This window comes from Nocardioides sp. (assembly GCF_047602075.1).
In the GTDB taxonomy this organism is placed as follows: domain Bacteria; phylum Actinomycetota; class Actinomycetes; order Propionibacteriales; family Nocardioidaceae; genus Nocardioides.
Genome location: NZ_JASGIF010000001.1, coordinates 849,733 through 871,609, shown reverse-complemented (window position 1 = coordinate 871,609; position 21,877 = coordinate 849,733). Strand labels below are relative to the sequence as shown.

At 69.7% G+C, this 21,877-nt stretch carries 19 protein-coding genes; 3 read left to right on the top strand and 16 right to left on the bottom strand.

Going from position 1 to position 21,877, the window contains the following annotated elements; translation table 11 throughout:
- Positions 1-42: 42 nt before the first annotated feature.
- The 4 genes from QM714_RS04510 to QM714_RS04495 are packed head-to-tail and all read right to left on the bottom strand — an operon-like array spanning position 43 to position 7,095.
- Positions 43-879: a formate dehydrogenase accessory sulfurtransferase FdhD gene (locus QM714_RS04510; protein ID WP_415098004.1), complete on the bottom strand. Its 837-nt coding sequence runs from the start codon at positions 877-879 to the stop codon at positions 43-45.
- Positions 876-3,326: an aminopeptidase N gene (gene pepN / locus QM714_RS04505; protein ID WP_415098002.1), complete on the bottom strand. Its 2,451-nt coding sequence runs from the start codon at positions 3,324-3,326 to the stop codon at positions 876-878. The genes QM714_RS04510 and pepN overlap by 4 nt, the downstream gene beginning before the upstream one ends.
- A 9-nt stretch (positions 3,327-3,335) precedes the next feature.
- Positions 3,336-5,510 (bottom strand): MMPL family transporter, encoded by a 2,175-nt coding sequence (locus tag QM714_RS04500; protein ID WP_415098000.1) that lies wholly within the window; start codon positions 5,508-5,510, stop codon positions 3,336-3,338.
- A 58-nt stretch (positions 5,511-5,568) separates the two neighbouring features.
- Positions 5,569-7,095 (bottom strand): gamma-glutamyltransferase, encoded by a 1,527-nt coding sequence (locus tag QM714_RS04495; protein ID WP_415097998.1) that lies wholly within the window; start codon positions 7,093-7,095, stop codon positions 5,569-5,571.
- A 90-nt stretch (positions 7,096-7,185) separates the two neighbouring features.
- On the opposite strand from QM714_RS04495, the gene QM714_RS04490 reads away from it, so the two are divergent.
- Together QM714_RS04490 and QM714_RS04485 are read left to right on the top strand one after the other, a co-directional pair.
- A complete protein-coding gene (locus QM714_RS04490) occupies positions 7,186-8,940 on the top strand; it encodes a hypothetical protein (protein WP_415097996.1) in 1,755 nt (584 codons plus the stop codon).
- 31 nt (positions 8,941-8,971) lie between these two features.
- Positions 8,972-9,610, top strand: a complete 639-nt coding sequence (locus tag QM714_RS04485) for a pyridoxamine 5'-phosphate oxidase family protein (RefSeq protein ID WP_415097994.1) — start codon at positions 8,972-8,974, stop codon at positions 9,608-9,610.
- Between the two features lie 677 nt (positions 9,611-10,287).
- On the opposite strand, the gene QM714_RS04480 is transcribed toward QM714_RS04485, so the two are convergent.
- From QM714_RS04480 to QM714_RS04445, 8 genes are all read right to left on the bottom strand, one after another.
- Positions 10,288-10,581 carry a DUF4242 domain-containing protein gene (locus QM714_RS04480; protein ID WP_415097992.1) on the bottom strand — a complete coding sequence of 98 codons (294 nt, stop codon included), beginning with the start codon at positions 10,579-10,581 and terminating at the stop codon, positions 10,288-10,290.
- A gap of 68 nt (positions 10,582-10,649) precedes the next feature.
- On the bottom strand, positions 10,650-10,907 hold the full coding sequence (locus QM714_RS04475) for a LuxR C-terminal-related transcriptional regulator (protein WP_415100971.1): 258 nt from the start codon (positions 10,905-10,907) through the stop codon (positions 10,650-10,652).
- 1,225 nt (positions 10,908-12,132) lie between these two features.
- A complete protein-coding gene (locus tag QM714_RS04470; protein ID WP_415097990.1) occupies positions 12,133-13,230 on the bottom strand; it encodes an AAA family ATPase in 1,098 nt (365 codons plus the stop codon).
- Positions 13,231-13,275: 45 nt separating this feature from the next.
- Positions 13,276-13,944 carry a peptidylprolyl isomerase gene (locus QM714_RS04465; protein ID WP_415097988.1) on the bottom strand — a complete coding sequence of 223 codons (669 nt, stop codon included), beginning with the start codon at positions 13,942-13,944 and terminating at the stop codon, positions 13,276-13,278.
- A 28-nt stretch (positions 13,945-13,972) separates the two neighbouring features.
- Positions 13,973-14,920 carry an ABC transporter ATP-binding protein gene (locus tag QM714_RS04460; RefSeq protein WP_415097986.1) on the bottom strand — a complete coding sequence of 316 codons (948 nt, stop codon included), beginning with the start codon at positions 14,918-14,920 and terminating at the stop codon, positions 13,973-13,975.
- Position 14,921: 1 nt separating this feature from the next.
- Positions 14,922-15,746, bottom strand: coding sequence for an ABC transporter permease (locus QM714_RS04455; RefSeq protein WP_415097984.1), 825 nt, complete (start codon positions 15,744-15,746; stop codon positions 14,922-14,924).
- Positions 15,739-16,542, bottom strand: coding sequence for an ABC transporter permease (locus QM714_RS04450; RefSeq protein ID WP_415097982.1), 804 nt, complete (start codon positions 16,540-16,542; stop codon positions 15,739-15,741). The genes QM714_RS04455 and QM714_RS04450 overlap by 8 nt, the downstream gene beginning before the upstream one ends.
- Complete coding sequence (locus tag QM714_RS04445) at positions 16,539-17,069, bottom strand: YbhB/YbcL family Raf kinase inhibitor-like protein (protein WP_415097980.1); 531 nt, start codon at positions 17,067-17,069, stop codon at positions 16,539-16,541. Before QM714_RS04445 ends, QM714_RS04450 begins: the two co-directional genes overlap by 4 nt.
- Positions 17,070-17,110: 41 nt before the next feature.
- Between QM714_RS04445 and QM714_RS04440 the strand changes: the two genes are divergently transcribed.
- Positions 17,111-17,932: a TrmH family RNA methyltransferase gene (locus tag QM714_RS04440; RefSeq protein ID WP_415097978.1), complete on the top strand. Its 822-nt coding sequence runs from the start codon at positions 17,111-17,113 to the stop codon at positions 17,930-17,932.
- Here the strand turns inward: QM714_RS04440 and def are convergent.
- From def to QM714_RS04420, 4 genes are all read right to left on the bottom strand, one after another.
- Positions 17,910-18,515 (bottom strand): peptide deformylase, encoded by a 606-nt coding sequence (gene def / locus QM714_RS04435; protein WP_415097976.1) that lies wholly within the window; start codon positions 18,513-18,515, stop codon positions 17,910-17,912. The two genes, QM714_RS04440 and def, sit on opposite strands and share 23 nt — an antisense overlap.
- Positions 18,516-18,549: 34 nt before the next feature.
- Complete coding sequence (locus QM714_RS04430) at positions 18,550-18,840, bottom strand: YiaA/YiaB family inner membrane protein (protein WP_415097974.1); 291 nt, start codon at positions 18,838-18,840, stop codon at positions 18,550-18,552.
- A gap of 90 nt (positions 18,841-18,930) precedes the next feature.
- Positions 18,931-20,103, bottom strand: coding sequence for a galactokinase (galK, locus tag QM714_RS04425; protein ID WP_415097972.1), 1,173 nt, complete (start codon positions 20,101-20,103; stop codon positions 18,931-18,933).
- A gap of 30 nt (positions 20,104-20,133) precedes the next feature.
- Positions 20,134-21,456, bottom strand: a complete 1,323-nt coding sequence (locus QM714_RS04420) for an IS4 family transposase (protein WP_415097970.1) — start codon at positions 21,454-21,456, stop codon at positions 20,134-20,136.
- Positions 21,457-21,877 lie beyond the last annotated feature (421 nt).

The window sequence follows — 21,877 nt, the reverse complement described above, 5'->3', positions numbered from 1 at the left end:
CTAGAAGGGCGGTCCGACACAACCGCGGAGCCCACGCCGTCCCTAGGCGTACTGCACGCAGCGGTCCGGTGCGGTGAACCCGTAGAGGCCGAGGCCGGCGTCGCGGGCCAGCTGCACCGACATGCTGGTCGGGGCGCCGACCGACACCAGGCAGCCGACTCCCGCAGCGACGGCCTTCTGGGCGAGCTCGAAGCCTGCCCGGCCGCTCACCACCAGACAGGCGGCCGCGGGGGGCTGCCCGGACAGCACCCGGGTGCCGATCACCTTGTCCACGGCGTTGTGCCGGCCGACGTCCTCACGGATGGCAAGGGCTCGTCCGTCGTGGTCGAACAGCCCGGCGGCGTGCACGCCACCGGTCCGAGCGAAGGTGGTCTGCTGGTCGCGCAGCAGCGCGGGCAGGCGGCGGACGATCTGCGGGGTGGGCAGCGGGCCGCTCCACGGCCCGGCTCGGGGCACGTCGAGGACGGCCGCGATGGTGTCCTTGCCGCAGACCCCGCAGGCCGACCCGGCGCCGAGCAGGGTGTGTCGGTGGCCGGGGTCGCGCAGCGGCTGTTCGGTCAGGGTGAGGGTGACGACGTTGAACTCCTCCTCGGGGGAGAGGTCGACGTCGGTGCAGTAGGCCACCGTGCGCAGGTCGCCGGGCCGGATCAGGCCGTCGTTGACCGCGTAGCCTGCCGCCAGCTCGAAGTCGTGCCCGGGGGTGCGCATGGTCACCCAGATCCGTCGTGGCGGGTGACGCGGCCACCCCATCCGCAGTTCGAGCGGTTCCTCGGTCGCGAGTCGGTCCTCGCGTCGGGTGCTGCTGCCTTCGCGGTGCTCGGTGACCTGGGTGCGCAGCGTCGGTCCCGGTCGGCGCGCCCGGATCCGGTCGGCGGTCATCCTGCCCTGCCGAAGGTCTGCAGGGTGCGCAGTCGTCGGGCGAGCGCGTCGGCCTGGTCGACGACGGCGCGCCGAATCCCCGGATCGACGGACTCGTCGGCCGCCAGCTCGTGGGCGCGGTCCAGCGTGCGCTCCGAGAGCGAGGTCCGTGGGAAGAAGTTGCCGGCGGCCTCGGCAAGCACCCAGCCGCTGCGCACGGCGACGGTGCGCGCTACCTCGGCGACGTAGCGCTCGACGTACGGCTCGGTGAGCTCTTCCTGGCCTGGCCGCCACAGGCCGAGGGCAGCTGCCTCGAGGTCGTAGTTCGGCGCGTCGAGCTCGCCGGTGAAGTGTTGCCAGGCCCACGCCTTCGCTGTCGGGTCGGGCAGCGAGCACACAGCGCGGATGTGGGCGACGTGTGACTCGGCGGTGTGTTCGGCGTCGAGGTCCCGGTCCAGCTCGACCCGGTCGGTCGCGCCGAGGTCGGCGAGGCGGGCGAGGATCAGCCAGCGCAGATCGAGATCCACCTCGAGGCCGGTCGGCAGCTCGGCTCCGGTGAGCCAGCCCCGGAGCAGGTCGGGGTTGGCGCAGGTGCGCACGGCCAGTTGGAAGGCGGCGAGCTGGAGCTCCGAGCGGGGTGCTGCCGTGGCACCACGGGCTCGCGCCGCCAGATGCAGGCGGTTGAGGGACACCGGTCCTGCCAAGGACGCGAGTCCGTTGATCTTGTCGCGGAGGAGCACCAGCGCCGCGTCACTGGTCTCCGTGGGCACGGCGGCGGCGGCCACGTCGACCAGGGCGCTCGGGGCGAGCTCGGCATCGTGGAAGGTGTTGAGCAGCGAGGTCCACGATCCTGCGCGCACCATCGGATCGAGGGTGGTGGGCAGCAGGGTCACCAAGCCGGCCACCGAGGCGGGGTCGAGGTGCGTCACCGCCCAGCTGTCCTGATAGGGGTCCAGCACGACGACGGCATCCGCAGCGTTCGGCAGCGGCGCCGGCGCGTCCCCGACCACCAGGTCGCTGATCGCCCAGCCCTCGTCTCGGCCGACCGCGACCCGAACGGCATGGCTCCGAGACCCCGGTCGACCCGCAGGGGGAGTGCGGCGAACCACGCCTCCCGCACGGTCGAGGCTGAGCAGGTCGACGCCGGCGGTCATCAACCACTCGTGCGTGAAGTCGGTCAGCTCGGCGCCGCTGGCCCGCTCCCAGCTGGCGACCAGATCGGCCATCGTCGCGTTGCCGAAGAAGTGCCGCTCGAAGTGGTCGACCGTGCCGCCGAGGAAGGCCTCGTCACCGAGCCGGGTGGCAAGCTGCTTGAGGACGGCGGAGCCCTTGGCGTAGGAGATGCCGTCGAAGTTCTGCAGGGCGGTCGTGGTGTCCTCGGCGCCGTTCCCGGCTACCGGGTGCGTGCTCGGCGAGCGGTCAGCGATCAGTCCCCACTGCCGGCGCGCATAGGCCTGGTCGGCCCAGGCGTCGTCGTACTCCGTGGCGTCGGCGATCACCCGCACGCCGAGATACTCCGCGAAGGACTCGTTCAGCCACAGGTCGTCCCACCAGACCGGGGTGGTCAGGTTGCCGAACCACTGGTGGGCCATCTCGTGGGCGATGGTGGTGGCCCGACCGACCCGTTCCGACCGGGTGACTCGGCTGGTGAAGATCATCGTGTCTCGGAAGGTGACGCAACCGGGATTCTCCATCGCGCCGGCGTTGAACTCCGGGACGAACGCCTGGTGGTAGTCACCGAACTGATAGCGGATCCCGAAGAGCCGGTGGAGCTCGTCGAAGCTCTGCTTGGTCACGGTCAGCATCTCCGCGGCCTCCCGATCGAGCTCCCGGGCGATGCTGGCCCGCGCCGACAGGCCCAGTGCGATGCCGTCGTGTTCGTCGGCGATGACGTGGAAGGGACCGGCAACCAGGGTGACGAAGTACGTCGACAGCGGCTGGCTGGTGGCCAGCTCCCACTGGCCCGGCTCGACCTGGGTGGCCGGGGTGTTGCCGATCACCGTCCAGTCGCGGGGGGCGCGCACGTGGAGGGTGAACGGAGCCTTCAGATCGGGCTGGTCGAAGCAGGCGAAGACCGATGGCGCGGCGTCCATGAAGGTCATCGCGTAGACGTAGTGCTTGCCGTCACCCGGGTCGACGGCACGATGCAACCCCTCACCGTCGTTGCGATAGCCCATGGTCGCCTCGACGACGAGCTCATGCTCGCCTGGCGTGGTCTGCAGCGGCAGTCGCCCGCGATCGAGCGTGTCGGGATCGAGCAGTCGACCGTCGAGGGCGGCCGACACGATCGCGCGGGGTTGGAGCTCTACGAAGGTCGGGCCGCCGGCGGAGGTGAACCGGATGGTCGTCCGGGAGCCGAACTCCCGCTCGCCGCGGTCGAGGTCCAGCGCGACGTCGTACGACGACACCTGCAGCAACGCCGCACGCCGCCGGGCCTCGTCGTGGCGGAGGCTGAGGTGCGGCGTCACGCGGCAACTCTAGTGCGAGGGACCAGGTGAGTGGCCGTGCGCGAACCGCCCGTGCTGCTCCCACCACCGTGCCAGCGGCCCGGGTGCCCACCAGTTGAGCCGGCCGAGCAGGCGCATGGTCGCCGGCACCAGCAGGGCCCGGACCACGGTCGCATCGAGCAGGACGGCGACCAGCATGCCGACCCCGACCATCTTGATCATCACGATGTCGGAGGTGGCGAAGCCGCCGATCACGACCGCGAGCAGCAAGGCTGCGCTGGTGATGATCCCGCCGGTGTGCTGAAGACCGGCCGCCACGGCGGTGGTGTTGTCCTGGGTGAGGTCCCACTCCTCGCGGATCCGGGAGAGCAGGAAGACTTCGTAGTCCATCGACAGGCCGAAGAGGATCGCCAGCATCAAGATGGGCTCGGTGGCATCGAGGAAGCCCTCGGGGGTGAAGTCGAGCACGCCGGAGAGGTGGCCATCCTGGAAGATCCAGGTCACCACGCCGAAGGACGCGGCGATCGAGACGGTGTTCATCAAGATCGCCTTGATCGGGAGGACGACCGATCCGAAGGCGACGAAGAGGAGCACCATCATGATCACCGCGACCATCCCGGCCATGGCGGGCAGTCTGCTGAGGATGGCGTCGACCAGGTCGACGGTCGAGGCGCTGGCGCCGCCGATGTCCACCGTGCTGCCGGAGGGGGTCTCGACGTCGCGGAGATCCCGGACGCGCTGCTGAGAGGACTCGGTCTCGCTGTTGCCGGGCCAGGTGGCCCGGATCAGTGAGACGTCCTGGTCACCGCCCGTCGAGCGGGCGACCACGGCGGCGGACTGGATGCCGGCCACCTCACCGAGACGGTTGGCATAGCTGCGCACCTCGGCGCGTTCGCCTCCACTCACCAAGACCTCGGCCGTGGAGGTCTCGCCGCCGAAGTCCTCGCGGAGCAGGTCCATGGTGACCCGGCTCGGAGCGTCGGTCGGGAGTGCTCGCTCGTCCACGGCTCCGAACCGAGCGCTCAGAATGGGACTGCCGAGGAGCAGCAGGAGCGCGGAGATGACGACGATGTAGGCGACCGGACGCCGCATCACGCTGTGGGCCAAGGCGGCCCAGCGGTGGTTGGCACGAGAGTGTCGCCCGGTCCGCCGGCGCCGGATGCGGCCCCAGTCGATGCGCGGGCCGAGCAGGACCAGCACGGCGGGCAGGATCGTCAGCGACGCCGTCATCGCGACCAGGACGGCGGCCACGCCGCCGTACCCCATCGAGCGGAGGAAGTCGAGCGGGAAGAGAAGGAGCGAGGAGAGTGACGCAGCCACGATGACGCCGGAGAAGAACACGGTGCGTCCTGAGGTCGCCATGGTGCGCACCAACGCCTCACGCCGGTCTCCGGTCTGGGCGGACCCAGGCTGGGCCAACTCCTCACGGAAGCGGCTCACGACGAAGAGCGCATAGTCGATGGCCAGGCCCATCCCCATCAAGGTGATCACGTTGATGGCGAACACCGAGACGTCGGTGACCTCGGTGAGGGCGCGGACCAGGCTGAACGCCCCGACGACCGCCACGCCGCCGACCATGGTGGGCATCAGCGCGGCCGTCACGCTGCCGAAGATGATCAGACTGAGGATGAACACCAACGGCATCGAGATCGTCTCGGCCCGGGCGATGTCGGCCTTCACCTGGGAGTCGACGTCGTCGAAGAGCGCGAAGCCACCACCGACGTGTGTGGTCAGACCCTGGGCAGACAAGTGGTCCTCGATGCTGCGGTAGGCCCGGAGCCGACCGCCGTCGTCGACGCCACCACCCGCACCGCCCGTCAAGGCCAGCAGGACCTGAGTGGAGTGCTGGTCCTCGCTGACCAGCGCCGGCGAGCCGGTGCCGTAGTAGGTGAGCACGACCGTGTCGGGCGCCGCCGCGGTGACTCGGTCCACGACGTCCTCGACCGCGGACCGGAAGCCGGCATCGTCGACGGTCATCGTGTCACTGTGGTAGACGACGACCACGTCGACCGCCTGGTCGGGGAAGTGCTCGCGCAGGGTGTCCTCGGCACGCCAGGACTCTGACTCCGGCACGAAGAACCCGCCGTCGCTCAGCGCACCGAAGACGCCCAGCCCGTAGGCGGTCGCGGCCACGACCACGACGAGTGAGCTGGTCAGCACGGTCCAGGGACGACGCGCGACCAGCCGCCCCCAGGCCTCGATCACTACCGTCCCCCGATCACCACAGCCCCGATCACTACCAGGATTCTGCCTGGTGAGCCGGCTATTCGGCGCGGGTGCCCACGGCGGCCTCGCGGCGGGAGTCGCCGGCGGCGCCGAGACCGCCCTGCTCGTCGAGGTACGCCGCACCGACCCCGCCGAAGTACATGTGCGGCTCGGGATACTCGTGACCGGGCAGCCCCGAGGCGGCGACCGCGGCGGCGAGGTCGGATCCGCGTTCGTACTCCACCCGCCAGCGGCCCTCGACCTCACGCACATGGAGCCGGGGTGCCTCGATGGCGGTCCGGGGATCGACCTGGCCGAGACAGATCTCGCCGAGCACCTGCATCAGGGCGGTAGTGATTCGATCGGCCCCGGGGGAGCCGATGGCGAGCGCGGACCGGCCTGGCCCGCGACCGGTGGTGGGCGCCATGTTGGACGCGAGCCGGGTGCCGGGCGCGGTCGCGTGCAGCCCGAGCCGGTTGAGCTCGACCTCACCCAGGCAGTTGTTGAGCAGGACGCCGGTGCCGGGGATCGACATCCCGGCGCCGTAGCCCGAGCTCATCGTCACCGCACAAGCGGTGCCGTCGGCATCGATGGCGGACACGTGCACCGTTGACGACGAGCCGCGCAGCGCCTCCAACCCGTGCTCCGCGACGCGCCGCAGCAGGCTGGTGCCGTCGGCCTCGAGGTCTCGGGAGAGATCGTGCACGGCCACCCGATAGCCGAGCACGGCGCGCTGGATCTCGATCATGTCGGCCCAGGTCGGGCGGCCGCAGCGGGCCAGCTCACCGAGCATGATGGCCAGCATCGTGCCGCCGACGGAGGGTGGCGGGCTCGTCGCGACCCGCCAGGCCCCCACCTGGGAGACATGTGCCGGGCGCACCACTGGCCGATAGCTGAGCAGGTCCTCGTGCGTGATCAGGCCACCATGGGCCTGCATGTCCCGGGCCAGTGCCATGCCCACCGGGCCCGAGGTGAACAGCTCCGGCCCCTGATCGGCGAGTCGATCCAAGGTGGCCGCCAGCAGGGAGTTGCTGGTCGGCTCGCCGCCTTCGAGCAGACCGCCGTCGGGTCGGGTGACCAGCGCATGTGCCTCGGGGTCGTCGCCGAACAGCGAGTCGGCCGTGTAGGAGAGATAGCGCGCCGCAGACGGGCTCATCGGGTAGGCCCGGGCCGCCTCGGCCGCCGGCCGCACCAGGCGCTCCCACGGCAACCGCGCATACCGGTCGTGGGCGACGGCGAAGCCCGGCACCAGGCCAGGAAGGGCGACCGAACCGTGTCCGGCGAACAAAGTCACGCCGCCGCCGTACGACGTGCGGATCTCGCGCAGTCCGCGGCCGAACCGCTCGGCCGGTGCGCCACGCCCCGGCATCTCGACGTTCGCGTCGACGACGATCGGATCACCGTCAGCCGGCCAGATCGCGATGAAGGCGCCGCCGGCGATGCTGACCATTCCGGGCTCGGTCGCCGCCGACACCAGCGCTGTGGTCAGTGCGGCATCGACCGCGTTGCCCCCGTCGTCGACCACCTCGAGACCAGCGTGCAGTGCCTGATCACCCGTTGCGGCCACCGCGACCCCTGTACCCATGGCAACATCATCGCAACCGATTCGTGCCGGCGGACGTCCCTACTCCTGAAGGGGCCCTCATGCGGCCACACAACAGACGGGGGACAGACGATGAGCAAGACACACGCGCGGGGGATGCGGGCACCGGCCCGGCGAGGCTGGCGCTCGGCAGCGGCGGGCACCGCGGCGGTGATGGCGTTGACGGGGGTGGCCGTGGCGGGTGGGACGCCGTCCCCTGCTGCCGCGGCGACCTGCGACGAGGCCTATCCCGTGGCCGATCTGACGGAGCACCAGGCCGTGACCGGCCTGACGGTGTCGGAGGGCACGACGCCCGACGGCTTCACCGGTGAGGTGCTCGGCGTGGTCCAGAACGGAATCTCGCCTGGGGTCGACATGATCATGGTGCGACTCACGTCATCCGAGATCGATCGGGTGGGGGGGATCTGGGCGGGCATGTCCGGCTCGCCGGTGTACGCCGACGACGGTCGCCTGATCGGCGCGGTGGCCTACGGGCTCGCGTGGGGACCTTCGCCGGTGGCCGGCGTCACGCCGTACGAGGACATGGGCAACTACATCGACGCGGCAGCGCGGGTGCCGGTCGGACGCACGGCCGCCCAACGGGTGGCGAGTGCTGCCGGCATCAGCGCCGCCAAGGCGGCACAGGGCTTCGAGCAGTTGCCCCTGTCCGGTGGCGTCACCGGCCTGTCGTCGCGTGATCTGGCCAAGCTCACCTCTCGGCCCAAGCATCAGTACGCCGGCATGTCGGCTGAGGCAGCCACCGTGGGCACCACTGCCTCGGCCACGGCTGCAGACATCGTGCCCGGCGGAAACCTGGGCTTCGCCGCCAGCTATGGCGATATCTCGATCGCTGCGCTCGGCACGGTGACCTCGGTCTGTGGCGACCGGGTGGTGGGCTTCGGCCATCCGGCCACCTATGCGGGCAAGATCGTCGCGGGGCTGCAGCCGGCGGACGCGATCTACGTCCAGGAGGACCCGGTGTCGGCTCCGTTCAAGGTGGGCAACCTGGCGGCGCCGGTCGGCACGATCACCGACGACCACAAGACCGGCATCACCGGCACCGTCGGGCCGCTCCCGGACACGCTCACGGTCACCTCGACGGCCTCCTACGGCACTCGCTCACGGACCGGGTCGAGCGATGTGTACATGCCGGACTACGCCGCGACCACGACGCTGTATCAGCTCTACTACAACGCCGACAGCGTGATCGACGCTGCCATCAAGGGGTCGGAGCTGGCCACCTGGACGATCGCCGGCACCGGACCGGACGGGAAGCCGTTCAGTCTCGACCTGGGCGACCGTTACCGCTCGACCTACGACATCGCCGACGCTGGCGTCTGGGACGTGCCGGACCTGGTCTGGATGCTGAGCCGGATCGATGGCGTCACGATCGACTCGGTGACTGCAAACGGTGCGTACTCCGACAACACCGACCGCTGGCGAGTGGCGACCGTCGCCTACCGCTCGCACGGGACCTGGGTCAAGGTCAACCGGCACAAGCCGATTCGTGCGGTGGCCGGCGAGGAGTTGCGGCTCCGCGTGGGCCTGAAGGCTGCCGACGGGTCGACCAAGAACACCACGATGTCCTTCGACCTGGCCGAGAAGCTGGCTGGCAACCGTGGCTATCTGCAGGTTCTCGGCGGCGATCGGGTCAGGTCCGGTCTGTACTCCGCCGACAGCTTCGAGGATCTGATGGACCTGGCCGACGGCTGGGTGCGCAACGACCAGACCGCAGGCTTCCTCTACGTCGACACCGGACGCCGAGGCCGAGAGATCAAGGCGACATCGCCGGCGGAGGATCTCGTCGTCACTGGCGGCAAGCGCTACATCAGGGTCGTCGTGCGCTGACTTCGGTTGGGGGCGCCGTACGCTGCGGGTCATGGACGACGACCTGCGCGTGCGGCGCCTGCCGGAATACCAAGTCGAGGATCGCGTGGCCCTCGACGAGATCTTGGACGAGGCGCTGATCGCGCACGTCGGGGTCGTGCGCGACGGCCGGCCGGTTGTGCTGCCGTTCGCATGCGCCCGCGAAGGCGACCACCTGCTGCTGCACGGCTCGACCGGTGCCGGCGTCTTCCGGATCGCCGCCGAGCAGCCCGTCTGCGTCACCGTCACCCACCTGGACGGCCTGGTCTTCGCGCGCTCACTCTTCGAGAGCTCCATGCACTACCGCTGCGCGGTGATCCTCGGCAATGCGGAGGTGCTGGAGGGCGCCGAGCAGTACGACGCCCTGACCCGGCTTTCCGAGCATCTCATGCCGGGACGAACCGCCGAGGTCCGCGACCACACCCGCAAGGAGCTGGCGGCCACCCTGGTGCTGCGAGTGTCCCTGGATCGGGCCAGCGTCAAGATCGGCCACAGCGCCGCCGACGACCCTGACGACGGTGAGTCCCGCTCGGTCTGGGCGGGGATCGTGCCACTGTCCGTGGTCGCCGGAGACCCGATCTCCGCCGACGACGTCCCGCCCGAGGTGCCAGTGTCGGCCTCGGCGCACGCGGCGGTGGCACGCACCCGCTGACCACGGTGCCGGCGGCTCCGCTGGCGACGGTCGGGCGAGCTCCGCCGCGGCCTGGGTTCGCTGCCGGGTTTCTGGTCGCCTTGGGTTGCGACCGATTGGGCAGCGACCGGAGAGGTCCTGGGTGGCTGGGGTTGCTGGCCGGGTCGCTGGTGCTGCCTGGCTCTCGGGTGCGGGGAGTGCGTCTGCCGCGGTGTTCTTGCGTCTGCCGCGGTCTTGTAGTGGCAAAGTGCCTCGTATTCCGGGTCCTCAGCCACCATAGGACCGCGGGAGATGGGTCGGGGCCACCACAGCACCGCGGCAGACGGGCGGGGATGCAGCTTCGGCCCAAACGATGCACCCATCCCCGGGACAGGAACGGCTCTGGTTCCCAGGGGTGACACGGGTTGCTGCTTCATCAAGGTAAGTGGTTGAAGCGTCACCTCTCATGGCGTACACGCAATGAGAGGTGCAGGCCTACCGAGATACCTTGATGAAGCAGCGACGGCAGTGACGGGGGTGGCCACCAGCGACCAGCGACCAGCGACCAGCGACCGTGACGGGAACCCGGACCACCGGCTTGCCTCTCCGTGTGGGTGCTCTGTCGGTCGCAACCCCACGCGACTAGGAAGTCGGCCGCCGGCCGGAACCCGAGGACAGCTCTCCCGGCCGGCACCACGGGCCGCCCTCCCGCCAGGTCCCTACGAACCCTCCTTCACCTCGTGCACCTCGTCGGCGACGAGGCCGTGCGCCTCGCGGTGCACGGTGTTCGCGGCGTCGGGGGAGGGGGCCTCGACGAGACAGAAGATCGTGTTGGTGGCCTCGTCGACCCAGTAGCGGCGGTAGTTGACGTCGTACTTGTCCTGGATCTGCAGGTCGGCCATGTGGGCCTTGGCCACGTCGTCGGCGGTCACCGGGCCGTCGAGGTGGTGGACGTCCATGTAGAGCGGCACGAGGTGGTCTCCTTCGGTGATCGGTGTGACCGAGTTGGTCATCTGCGACCGTAGGAGAGCGATGTCGAGCGCGGATCGGGTGAACTGCCTAGGTTTGCGACGTGCACTGCCTAGGTGCTGGGGAGAGAGGCGCGTGCCCGAGCGGCAGCTGCGCCGCGCGAGCCCACGCCGAGCTTGGCCAAGACGGCGGACACATGGTGGTCGACGGTTCGCGACGACAGCACCAGACGATCGGCGATCTCCTCGTTGGTCAGCCCCTCGCAGAGCAGCGTGAGGATCTCGTCCTCGCGAGGGGTCAGCCCGAACGGGTGGGCGCGAGTGCTGGATCGGGCACCGCTCGGCACCGCACGGTGGCCGAGGTCCTTCATCCGCCGACGGGCTCGGTAGGCGGCGGCTGGGCCGCCGAGCGTCTCGAAGCGGGAGATCGCCTCGCGCAGGTCATCGTCACGTGGCGAGTCGGCCAGCGCCATGGCGGCCTCGTAGGGGCAGGAGAGCCGATCCCACTGGGCGGCCGCGTCCCTGAAGGCGCCGGTGAGCCAAGCAGCCCACGGCTCGGGTGGGGGCGAAGCGGGACTGGCCGCATCGAGGAGTCGCTGCTCCCAGACGCTCAACTTCGCATCTTGGAGGTACTCCATCGGGGTCATCTTCGCGCGGGCGGCGCACAGGTCCGCTCGGGCAGCGTCGTCATCGCCCGCCAGCCAGTGCGCCTCGGCACGCGCCAGCCTGGCGTCGGCGATCCAATCGGGCTCATCGACCCCGTCGGCGTCTCGGACAGCGGCGTCCAGCACCTCGAAGGCGCCGGGTGCTCCGCGACGGGCCAGGATCAGCCCTCGGGTGAACTCCGACGTCAGCAGGTTGACCGGGCTGGCCTCGGTAGCGAGCACCCGGGCGGCGAGCTCCATCGCCTCGTCCCAGCGGCCTTGGTCCAGCAGGGCGATCGCCCGGTGTCCGCGCAGGCAGGTGCTGTAGGTGGTGATGTCGCGCTCGTCGCAGTAGGCGATGCCGTCGCGCCAGAACCGCTCGCCCTCGGCGAATCGATACTCCGCGGCATAGAAGGTGTAGGTGTTCGCGTAGGCGCGCGCGGTCTGCGTCTCTCCGCCCGTCGCCAACCCCAGCCGCAGTGCCTCGTGCATGGCGGGCGTCCAGTCCTCGCGCCTGGTGAACCGGAGGTAGGCACTGTTGTTCAAGATGTCACTGTGCAGCGCGCTGTCGCCCAGGGCTTCGGACATCCGCAGCGCTCGGTCCATCAACTGGTCGGTTCGAGCCGGGTCGCCGGCCCAGGTCGAGAAGGCGTACGACGACAGGGCGCGGGCAAGCTCCGGATCATCCCCGAGGGGCTCGAGCAGCTCGATTGCCCGTGCCTCGGCAGCGAGTGACTCGGGCCCGCGGCACAGGCGCCACATCACGGTCATCAACTTGCGGTAGGCGTGCCCCTCGCGGCGCTGCTCTCCCAGTGCATGCCAGATCTCGATCGCGCTCTGACGCGCGTCGACGGCCTCCTCCCAACGGTCCACGATGGCCAGCACGTCGGCGTACTCGTCGTTGAGCTCACCCAGGCTGAACGGGTCCTCGGGTGGGAACCGCAAGGCACGCTCATACTGAGCAGCTGCCGCCCGATGGGCGCCGAGCGCCGCCGCTTGACGGGCAGCGGCGGGTGCGTGCCGGCGCACCATGGCAGCGTCGCCGGCACCCTCCGCGTGGTGGGCCAGCCGGGCATCGTCGTCGCAGTCGGCCCCGAGCGTGTCGAGCAGTGCTCGGTGCCCGGCCACCAGACGATGGGCCGGGATCGTCGATTCGACCGCGCGGCGCGAGAGCCCATGCCGGAAGCGCAGCATCTCGCCGTCCGCGGTGAGCAGGCCCCGCGGCAACGAGCGCGTCGAAGTCCTCCGGGGTGGCGTTCGCGGCCGAGCTGACTAGCTGGGTGTCCACTCGAAGAGCGGCGAGTGCGGCGACTTCGAGGGTGGTGCGAGTCGACCCGCCCACCGTCGCCGCGCGGGCGAGCACCGCATCCCTGACACTGCCGGGCACGTCGGTGCCCTCGTGGCCGAGGACCTCCACCAAGAAGAACGGGTTCCCGCCGGTGAGCTGGAGCAGCTCCTCGGGCCGATGTGGCCCGCCCGACGCCAAGCGCCGAACCCCGTCCATGGACAGTGGCGGCAGGTCGATCCTGCGGGTCGACCGCTGAGTGCCGAGCTCGCCGAGCGCCACTCGCAAGGGGTCGGTCGCAGGGAGTGCGTCGTCGCGGAAGGTCACCAGCAGCAGCACCGGCAGCCGGCGCAGTCGTCGGCCGAGGTAGCGCAGCAGGTCCAAGGTCGCATCGTCAGCCCAGTGGACGTCCTCAACCACGATGACAGTGAGGCGGTGCCGCTGAGTGAGCCACGCGAGCACCTCGTCGAACACCCGCTCGCGGGGCAGCTCGCCGTCGAGGAGATCGCCGATGCCGGTGTCTCCGTGGGCAGCAATCTCTCGAGCGATGTCCCGCAGCGGTGCCAGTGGTCTGGGAGTGAACAGGCCGTCGCACGCCCCCCAGAGCCAGCTGGCATCGCGTAGGTCGACCTGGAGCTCCTCGAGCAGGGAAGACTTGCCGATCCCGACCTCACCCGAGACCAGGACCAGTCGGCCGTCACCTGACCGGGCTTCCTCGGCATATTCGTTCAGCGAGGCGAACTGCGTCTCGCGCTCGAGCAGCATGCGCCCAGTGTGCTCCGCGTCGTGGCTCTCCGTCCACGGCGAGGATCAGGAGGTGCTGATCGACTCGATCGTGACGGTCTTGTCGGGGTGGCCGTCTCCCTGGCCATTGGCGTTGTCGGTGCCGGCCTTGGCGACCTTGCGCACCACCGCGAGCCCGGCGTCGTCGATCTTCCCGAAGACGGTGTAGTTCGGGTCGAGCTGGCTGTCGTCGTACACGATGAAGAACTGCGAGCCGTTCGTGTCGGGCCCGGCGTTGGCCATCGCCAACGTGCCTGCGCCGTAGGTCTCCTGCCCGGAGAGCTCGTCGGCGAACGAGTAGCCCGGACCGCCGGATCCTGTGCCGCTGGGATCGCCGCACTGCAGCACGAAGATCCCGGCCGTCGTCAATCGGTGGCAGTCGGTGCCGTCGAAGTAGCCCTGCTCAGCCAGGGACAGGAAGGAGTTGACCGTGCACGGCGCATTGTCGCGGTCCAGCTCGACCCCGATATCGCCCTGGCTAGTGGCCAACGTGGCCGTCGCCGTGCCGGACTCGGGTGCCTTGGTCGGCGGCGTGCTCGCCTCCTTGGCGGGGCTGGTGCCGTCGCTGGGATAGTCACAGGTCACCGTCGGCACATCGGGGTTGGCAGTGTCCCGGGCGCTGGAGTCATCGCTGCCCGAACAGGCCGCGAGCAGTGGCAGGGCGAGCAGGAGCACAGGTACGGCGCGACGCAGCATGGCCCCGATGGTAGGTGCTCGGTCGTTGCTACCTCGAATACAGGTCCCGGATGACGTCCTCGATATCGGGCTCGCGCAGGGAGAGGTCGGCCACGTCGTACGACGCGGCGACGGTGGCAACGATAGGAGCGGCGCTCTGTCCGGCGGGGAAGGAGAGCCACTGGCGCGGCCCTTCCACCCGGGTGACGACGGCGCCGGGCACGTCGATCGGCGGCGCCTCGTCGACGAGGTCCACCACGAGTGTTCGCTGGGAGTCGACCTGACGCTGCAGAGCGGTCAGCGAGCCGTCGAAGACCAAGGCGCCGTGGTCGATGACGAGGACACGCTCGCAGAGCGCCTCGATGTCGTCGAGGTCGTGAGTGGTGAGCATGAGCGTGGTGCCGCGCTCGACGTTGAGCGTGCGCAAGAACTCCCGCAACCGGCCCTTGCTGACTACGTCGAGGCCGATCGTCGGCTCGTCGAGGTACAAGATCTCCGGGTCGTGTAGCAGCGCCGCTGTGATATCGCCGCGCATCCGCTGACCCAGCGAGAGCTGGCGGACAGGAGTGTCGAGGAGATCCTCGAGCCCGAGCAGCTCGACGTACGTCGTGAGATTGCGGCGGAAGGCCGAGTCGGGGACGCGATAGATCTTCTGCAGCAGCTCGAAGGAGTCGCGCAGCGGCAGGTCCCACCACAGCGTGGTGCGCTGGCCGAAGACCACCCCGATCCGCTTCGCCAGCTCGACCCGTTGTCGTTGGGGGTCGAGCCCGGCCACGCGGAGCCGCCCAGAGGTCGGGACCAGGATGCCGGTGAGCATCTTGATGGTGGTCGACTTGCCGGCGCCGTTGGGGCCGATGTAGCCGACCATCTCGCCGCTGTCGACCGTGAAGGAGAGGTGCTGGACGGCGTGTACCGCCGTCGACTGCCGCCGCAATCCGCCGGAGCGCTTGCGGACCACGAACGTGCGGGCCAGGTCCTCGACCTCGATCAGGCTCATCTCACGACCCCGTCGAGGTGTAGTGGCGCACGCCGGTGCGCCAGACCAGGAGCGCGAGGAGGACCAGGACGACGGCCGCGACGGGGGAGCAGAACTGCAGCCAGTCGGGCAGTCCGAACGGATCGCTGCGACCGAGTAGGTAGAGGCAGGGATACCAGTTCACGAAGGCGATCGGCAGCAGGAAGGTCAGCGACCGGGTCAGCTCACGGGGGAAGATGGTGAGTGGATACTGCGTGATCGTCGCGCCGCCGTAGGTGAAGGCATTGGCGAACTCCGAGGCGTCGGTCGTCCAGAACTGCACACACGAGAACATCACGAAGAGGGCGAAGAAGATCGCCGATCCGGCCAGGACCATCATGAGGGCGACCAGGACACGGGACGGGGTCCAGTCCACGAAAGTGGCCGCCCAGCTGAAGACCAGCACCGCTTGGCTGATCCGGCCCAGGCGGCGCAGCGTGAAGTTGTCCGCGCAGACCTGCAGCAGCAACGGGAGCGGCTTGGTGAGCATCTGGTCGAGGCGACCGGTGCGCACGTATTCACCGACTCGCTCGACGCTGCCGATCAGGGTGTCGGCGATGCCCAGGCCGAGCGACGAGGCGCCATAGAGCAGCGCGACTTCGCGGAACGTGAAGCCGCCGAGCGCGTCTAGGTGGGCGAACATGATCGCGATCCCGATGATGTCGAGACCGGTGATGAGGAAGTTCGCCACCACCAGCGTCAAGAACGACGTCGGATAGGCCCAGGCCGCCCGGATCCATAGCCAGGCGATGTCGGCGTAGCGCCGGGTGAGTGTCGGCCACCCGGCGAGGCTCGCCGGTTCAGCCACCTTGCACCACCACCTTGCGGGTCGCCGCGTGCAGCACCAGGTGGCACAGCGCGAGCAGGACGATCACCCAGAGCGCCTGGAAGGCCAGCGCGGCGAGGAGGTCACCGCCCTGGTGCCGGCCGAGCCAGACGTCGATCGGGACCTGGATGTAGGCCGCCCACGGCAGCGTCTGCGCCATGGTGCCGAGCCAGCCGGGGAAGAGCACCAGCGGCAGCGTCATGCCGGTGAAGAACACCGCGAAGGCGCCGGCGAGCACCTTGATCCCTTGCGCGTCGAGCAGCCAGAACGCCGTGGAGGCGACCAGGAACCGGATGGCAAAGCTCACCGTCACCGCCAACGGAAGGCTGATCGCGAAGCCGACGGCTGCCGTCGGCGACGACGGCAGCGCGATGCCGAACAGCACGGCACCGATCAGGGTAGGAGCCAGACCCCGGGTGAGCAGGTGGTACGCCGACCTGCCGAGGTCACCTGCGAGGTACCACCCCACCAGGCCCACCGGTCGGTAGAGGTCGATGGCGACGTCACCGGTGCGGATCCGCTCGGTGAGGTCGTCGGTGGTCCCGCCACCCCAGACGGCCACGGTCATCAGCAGTGCCTGGGCGAGCCAGACATAGGTGACCGCGTCGGCCGCGTCGTACCCACCGGCCTGCGGGCTGGCGTGCCACAGCGCGAGGTAGGCGTAGGAGTAGATGACCCCGAAGACCGAGTTGGTGAAGATGCCGGCGAGGGTGGCCGCCCGGTAGGTGGAGTACCGCCGGAACGAGCGCAGGGCTACCGCAGCATGCAGCGAGCTCAATGCTGGTAGGTGCCGTAGATGATGGCACGCCCCAGAGTCTTGAAGGCCAGGTTGAACGACACCACCGCGGCGCTGGCATCGGAGTCCACGCCCAGGCTGTCCTCGCCGACCGCGTGGACCACGAAGTAGTAGCGGTGCACCTGGTCGCCCTCCGGCGGCGCGGCGCCCATGAACGCCTTCGGGCCGCCGTCGTTGCGACACATGAACGCACCGCCCGGAAGGCCAGCGCCACCCTCGGCACCAGCACCGGTGTCCAAGGAGGTGCAGCCGGCCGGCAGATCGACCAGGACCCAGTGCCAGAAGCCGGACGGTGTGGGCGCGTCGGGGTCGAAGCAGGTCACCACATAGGAGCGGGTCCCTTCGGGAGCACCCGACCAGGACAGCTGAGGCGAGGTGTTCCCGAGAGCGGCCACCTGGTCGTCCTTGAGCGGCTGACCGTCGGTGACGTCGGCGCTGGTCACCGAGAACGATGCAGTGGCCGGGAGCAGGTCATAGGGATTCGGCGTGACGGGACGTTCGAGGCTCATGCTTCGGACTCTAGTGGAAGTGGAAGTGGGAGAGTCTGCTCATGGCCGAGATGGTGCGGGTCACCGATCCGACGGATCCCCGGTTGGCGGACTACCGCGACCTGCGCGACGTCGCGTTGCGGCGCTCACTCGAGGCGGCCGAAGGCCTCTTCCTCGCCGAGGGTGAGAAGGTGGTCCGGCGCGCCCTGGAAGCCGGTCACCAGGCCCGTTCCTTCCTGATGGCGGAGCGGTGGTTGCCTGGCCTGGCCGACCTGCTCGATCGCTCCGCTGCGCCCTGCTTTGTCGTCACCGAGGCGCTCGCCGAGGAGGTGACCGGGTTCCACGTCCACCGTGGGGCGCTGGCGTCGCTACACAGGCTTCCGCTCCCGACGGTAGAGGAGGTGCTGGCTGCCGTCGTACGACGACCTCTCGGCCGCCGCAGAGTGGTGGTGCTCGAGGCACTGGTCGACCACGGCAACGTCGGCAGCGTCTTCCGCAACGCCGCGGCGCTCGGCGTCGACGCCGTGCTGGTGAGCCCCCGATGCGCCGACCCGCTCTACCGCCGGGCCGTCAAGACCAGCATGGGCAACGTGTTCGCGGTGCCGTGGACTCGCACCGGGCCGATCCGGCAGACGCTCCTCGAGCTGCGTCAACACGGCTACACGACCGTGGCACTGACGCTGTCCGAGGACGCCATCTCACTCGACGAGCTGGTGGCGCTCGACCGGCCCGACCTCGCCTTCGTCTTCGGCACCGAGGGCGCCGGCGTGGAGCCGCGCACGGCCGCGGCCGCCGACTATCGGGTCCGGATCCCAATGGAGGTCGGCGTCGACTCACTCAACGTCGCTGCCGCTACCGCCGTCACGTTCTACGCGACTCGGTGACCCCCGTCGGCCAGTCCGCCGGATAGTCCGGCGAAGCCTTGTCGTGCGCCTTCTGCAGGCGCTTGCGCGCCTTGGCCGAGATTCGGTCGCCGAACACCGTGCCGTAGAGATGGTCGGTCTCGTGCTGGAGACACCGGGCCAGCAAGCCGTCACCGGCGTAGCGCACCGGCTCGCCGTCGAGCCCGACGCCGGTGACCTCGGCCTGGTCGGGCCGGGCGCAGTTCACGAACGCGCCGGGGAAGGAGAGACAGCCTTCCTCGCCGTCGTCGAGGTGGCGGTCCTTGCCCTCCGGCAGGACGAGGACAGGGTTGCAGACCACACCCGCGACATGCTCTCCAGCGGCGTCAGGGCAGTCGAAGACGAACATGGCTAGATCGACGCCGATCTGGCAGGCCGCGAGGCCGACCCCGTCGGCGGCGTACATCGTGGCTGCCATGTCGGCGGCAAGCTCCCGCAGCTCGTCGTCGAAGACGGTGACCTGCTGCTGGGGCCGGTGCATCACCGGCGCCCCCCAGCGAGTCATCACGCGAACCCGCCCGCCTGCGGGAAGCGCGGGCGGGCGGGTCTCGGTCTCGCTGGGCATGGACCGCAGCGTACCTAGCGGCCAGGGGATCGGTTCAGACGGTTGGCGGTGTGAAGGGGTCGTGGTCGGCGAGGATCTTGTCCAGTCGGGCCCGGTCGAGGCGGGCGACGACGTACTGCTCCTCTTGGGAATCCCGGACGACCTTGGCGAGGGTCAGCGAGGAGCTGGTCAGGAACAGGGTGCCGAGCGCGAGGAACGCGCGGACCCAGGGATCGCCAGGCATGAAGTAGATCCCGACGACCATGGTGATGAGGGCCAGACCGAAGGCGACGGCGGCTTGAAGGAAGAAGGCGCTGGTGTTGCGCGGGGCAGTGGGAGTGGTCATGACAGAACCTTCAGCCACGGGCCGTCGGCCTGGCACCGCTCTGAGTACCTGAATCGGCCTGAGTATGCGTACTGCTCGGGGTCGGAGCTCCTACTCGACCGAGACGCCGGCCGACGGCTCGGGCACGAGGAAGGCGGGCGGTGTGTGGTCGGCTGCCGCGAAGGCGGCCTCGATGGCCTCGGCGACCGCCGACAGCTCCGTCGTCGGCATCAAGGCGATGGCGGCGCCGCCGAAGCCGCCCCCGGTCATCCGGGCTCCCACGGCGCCGTGCCGCATGGCGGTGTCGACGACCAGATCGAGCTCGACACAAGAGACCTCGAAGTCGTCGCGAAGAGACACGTGCGAGGCCCAGAACGCCCGACCAACCCGTGCCCAGTCTTGCGCCGTGGCGGCAGCGACCACCTCGCGGACCCGCTCGATCTCGGTCACGACATGACGAGCCCGGCGACGCACACGCTCATCCGTGAGTGCGCCGACGTCGTCGAGGGAGGCCTCGCGCAGCGACTCCAGGCCGAGCTCCGCCGTCGCCCGCTCGCAATCGGCACGGCGGGCGGCGTACCCCCCGTCGATCAGCGCATGGCTGACTCGGGTGTCGATCACCAGCGGGGACAACCCGGCCTCCGCCAGCGCTAGCGGCACCTGGGTCCGGGAGCCGTCGGCGAAGTCGAGGAGCAGCGCATGGCCGACCTGCCCGAACAAGGCCACGCTCTGGTCCATCCCGCCGGTCGGCGCTCCGGCGACCTCGATCTCGGCGCGCATGCATGCCGGCAGCAGAGCGGCGCGGACGTCCGCGGTGAGTTCGCCGCCGGTCAGCGTGACGATGGCGGCCGCGACCGAGCACTCCATGGCAGCCGAGCTCGACAGCCCGGCTCCGACCGGCACCGTGCTGTCGACGAAGAGGTCCAGACCGGGCACGTGGTAGCCGAGGTCGGCCAGTGCCCAGATCACACCTGCCGCATAGGCCGCCCACCCCTGCGGCCGACCGGGGCCGACATCGGCGATGGTGCCCTGCCAGGGCTCGTCGGCCTGCCGACTGGCCATCCGGAAGAGGCCATCGGCGCGCGGCGCGGCTGCGGCGTACGTCGCGTGGGGGAGGGCCACCGGAAGGCAGAGGCCGCGGTTGTAGTCGGTGTGCTCACCGATCAGGTTCACCCGACCGGGGGATCGGCCCACGACCGTCGACTCCGAGCCGTAGGTCGTCCGGAAGGCCTTCCGCGTCGACTCGCTGAGTTCGGCGGGCGTCCCCGGCTTGAGCAGGATCATGCGCCCGACCCTAGTGGCAATGCCGCGCAGTTAAGGATCTTGGCTCGGGTCAAGGGTCGGCAGTAGGTGTGTCGTGATTCGGGTCTGGTAGTTCGTCCGGTCGATGGGGCCTTTGGCGCGGTGTTTGGAGATCGCGCGTTTGGTCACTCGGGGGCTGGAGCGGGCTCGGCGGGCGGGCAGAACTGTGTCCAGGACCGCTGCCCCGATCCGGCCGGTCAGGTCGGTGCCGGCCTCGGCGAGGACGTCTGCTGCGCGGTGGATCGTGTCGCGGGCGGTGGTCAGTGCGATGGTGAAGCTGAGCCGGTCGGGTGCGATGCCACCGTGAGCCAGGGAAGCGTCGGCGATCGCGGTCCGCAGAGCCTGATGGACGATCAGGACGGCGTAGACCTCCTGGGCGATCCCGGCGGGTGTGCGCGCCCGTAGGACCCTCCCGTCCAAGATCGTGGACTTGGTCTCGCGGAAGCCAGTCTCGATCTCCCACCGCTGGTGGTAGAGCTCGACGATCTCCCGTGCCGGGTACCGCTGCGGGTTGGTCAGGGTCGTGATCAGGCGGTAGGTGCCGGTGCGCTGGGTGCCTGAGTCTTTCAGGTCCACGATGATCTGGGCGTCGATGATCCGCACCCGGATGCCACCGAGGACAGCGATGCGGGTGCCATCGCCCAGGCGGTCCACGAGGGCGAACCTACGGTTGTCCTTGCACCGGATGAGCAGGTCCGCGCCGGTGGCGGCGAACTGCTCGATCAGGGCCGCGGCAGCGAAGTTGCGGTCACCGAGCAGCACCGTCCCGGGCCGCAGACAGCGCGCCAGGCGGGATGCGTAGGTAGTCTCCCCGACCCGGTAGGACCCGAACACGGCGTCGATGAGGGTGCGTGAGCCGCACGCGAGGATGCTCACCAGCCGCAGCATCGGGTAGCCGCCCGGGGCGTCCGGGCGGCCGGTGGCCCGACCGAACGCCGCAGCGTTGACGTCGGTGTCCGGCACACACATCGTGGTCCCGTCGATGGCGCACACCAGCAACCCACGCCAACGGGCAGCACCGGCCGCCGGGCCGCGGACCAGGTCGAACAACTCCCGCAGTGGACCCACTCCGATCCGCCGGAAGGCCTGGGACAACGCCGAGCTGCCCGGCACCCGGATGCTCAGGTCCGCGCCGGCGGCCAGACGCCGCAGGACCTGGCGATAACCCACGTCGGCGAACAGCACCCCGGCCAGCAGCACGTACACCACCACCCGGGTGGGCAGGCGCCGCAGCCGCTTCTGCGTCGCCCCCGCGGCGCTGATCGCCGCGTCGACCAGATCGAAGGAGACGATCCGCGTCAACTCGCCCAGATGGCCAGCAGAGAACGGATCCACCGGATCAGACGTGACAGACTGAGAACGCAACAGAACTCCATCGGTAGCAGGGCGTCTTGTCAGGACATCCCCTGCCTATCGAGGAGTTCTGTTGCTCTACCCGACGACACGCCGACGCCACACTCGCCACACCAGTCACATCGCTAACTGCGCGGCATTGACCCTAGTGGAGCGAGTGGGCGACGCCGATCGCCGTACCACAGCAGCCAGGGGCCGCGCAGCGGGTCACGCGAAAGTTTGACCATCGCATCCCTTGACCCGTGCCCGGGCCGGACGCACCATGGTGTGGCAAGTCCGGCGACAGATGTGGGGTCTGGCCATGGGGTGCACGTGTTCGTTCTGCTACACGAAGGTTCCGAAAGGGGACGCTTTCGTGCGGTCGGTCGCGTTTCGGCAGGTGACCTACTGCCGTGACTGCTGG

What these genes read in the sequence shown, in the direction of transcription:
- galK (WP_415097972.1), bottom strand. Translation starts at nt 20,103, where the DNA reads ATGATCCTGCTCAAGCCGGGGACGCCCGCCGAACTCAGCGAGTCGACG.
- QM714_RS04430 (WP_415097974.1), bottom strand. Translation starts at nt 18,840, where the DNA reads ATGACCACTCCCACTGCCCCGCGCAACACCAGCGCCTTCTTCCTTCAA.
- QM714_RS04460 (WP_415097986.1), bottom strand. Translation starts at nt 14,920, where the DNA reads ATGAGCCTGATCGAGGTCGAGGACCTGGCCCGCACGTTCGTGGTCCGC.
- QM714_RS04465 (WP_415097988.1), bottom strand. Translation starts at nt 13,944, where the DNA reads ATGCTGCGTCGCGCCGTACCTGTGCTCCTGCTCGCCCTGCCACTGCTC.
- QM714_RS04470 (WP_415097990.1), bottom strand. Translation starts at nt 13,230, where the DNA reads ATGCTGCTCGAGCGCGAGACGCAGTTCGCCTCGCTGAACGAATATGCC.
- QM714_RS04485 (WP_415097994.1), top strand. Translation starts at nt 8,972, where the DNA reads ATGGACGACGACCTGCGCGTGCGGCGCCTGCCGGAATACCAAGTCGAG.
- QM714_RS04445 (WP_415097980.1), bottom strand. Translation starts at nt 17,069, where the DNA reads ATGAGCCTCGAACGTCCCGTCACGCCGAATCCCTATGACCTGCTCCCG.
- def (WP_415097976.1), bottom strand. Translation starts at nt 18,515, where the DNA reads ATGCCCAGCGAGACCGAGACCCGCCCGCCCGCGCTTCCCGCAGGCGGG.
- QM714_RS04510 (WP_415098004.1), bottom strand. Translation starts at nt 879, where the DNA reads ATGACCGCCGACCGGATCCGGGCGCGCCGACCGGGACCGACGCTGCGC.
- QM714_RS04440 (WP_415097978.1), top strand. Translation starts at nt 17,111, where the DNA reads ATGGCCGAGATGGTGCGGGTCACCGATCCGACGGATCCCCGGTTGGCG.
- QM714_RS04480 (WP_415097992.1), bottom strand. Translation starts at nt 10,581, where the DNA reads ATGACCAACTCGGTCACACCGATCACCGAAGGAGACCACCTCGTGCCG.
- QM714_RS04490 (WP_415097996.1), top strand. Translation starts at nt 7,186, where the DNA reads ATGAGCAAGACACACGCGCGGGGGATGCGGGCACCGGCCCGGCGAGGC.
- QM714_RS04475 (WP_415100971.1), bottom strand. Translation starts at nt 10,907, where the DNA reads ATGAAGGACCTCGGCCACCGTGCGGTGCCGAGCGGTGCCCGATCCAGC.
- QM714_RS04495 (WP_415097998.1), bottom strand. Translation starts at nt 7,095, where the DNA reads ATGGGTACAGGGGTCGCGGTGGCCGCAACGGGTGATCAGGCACTGCAC.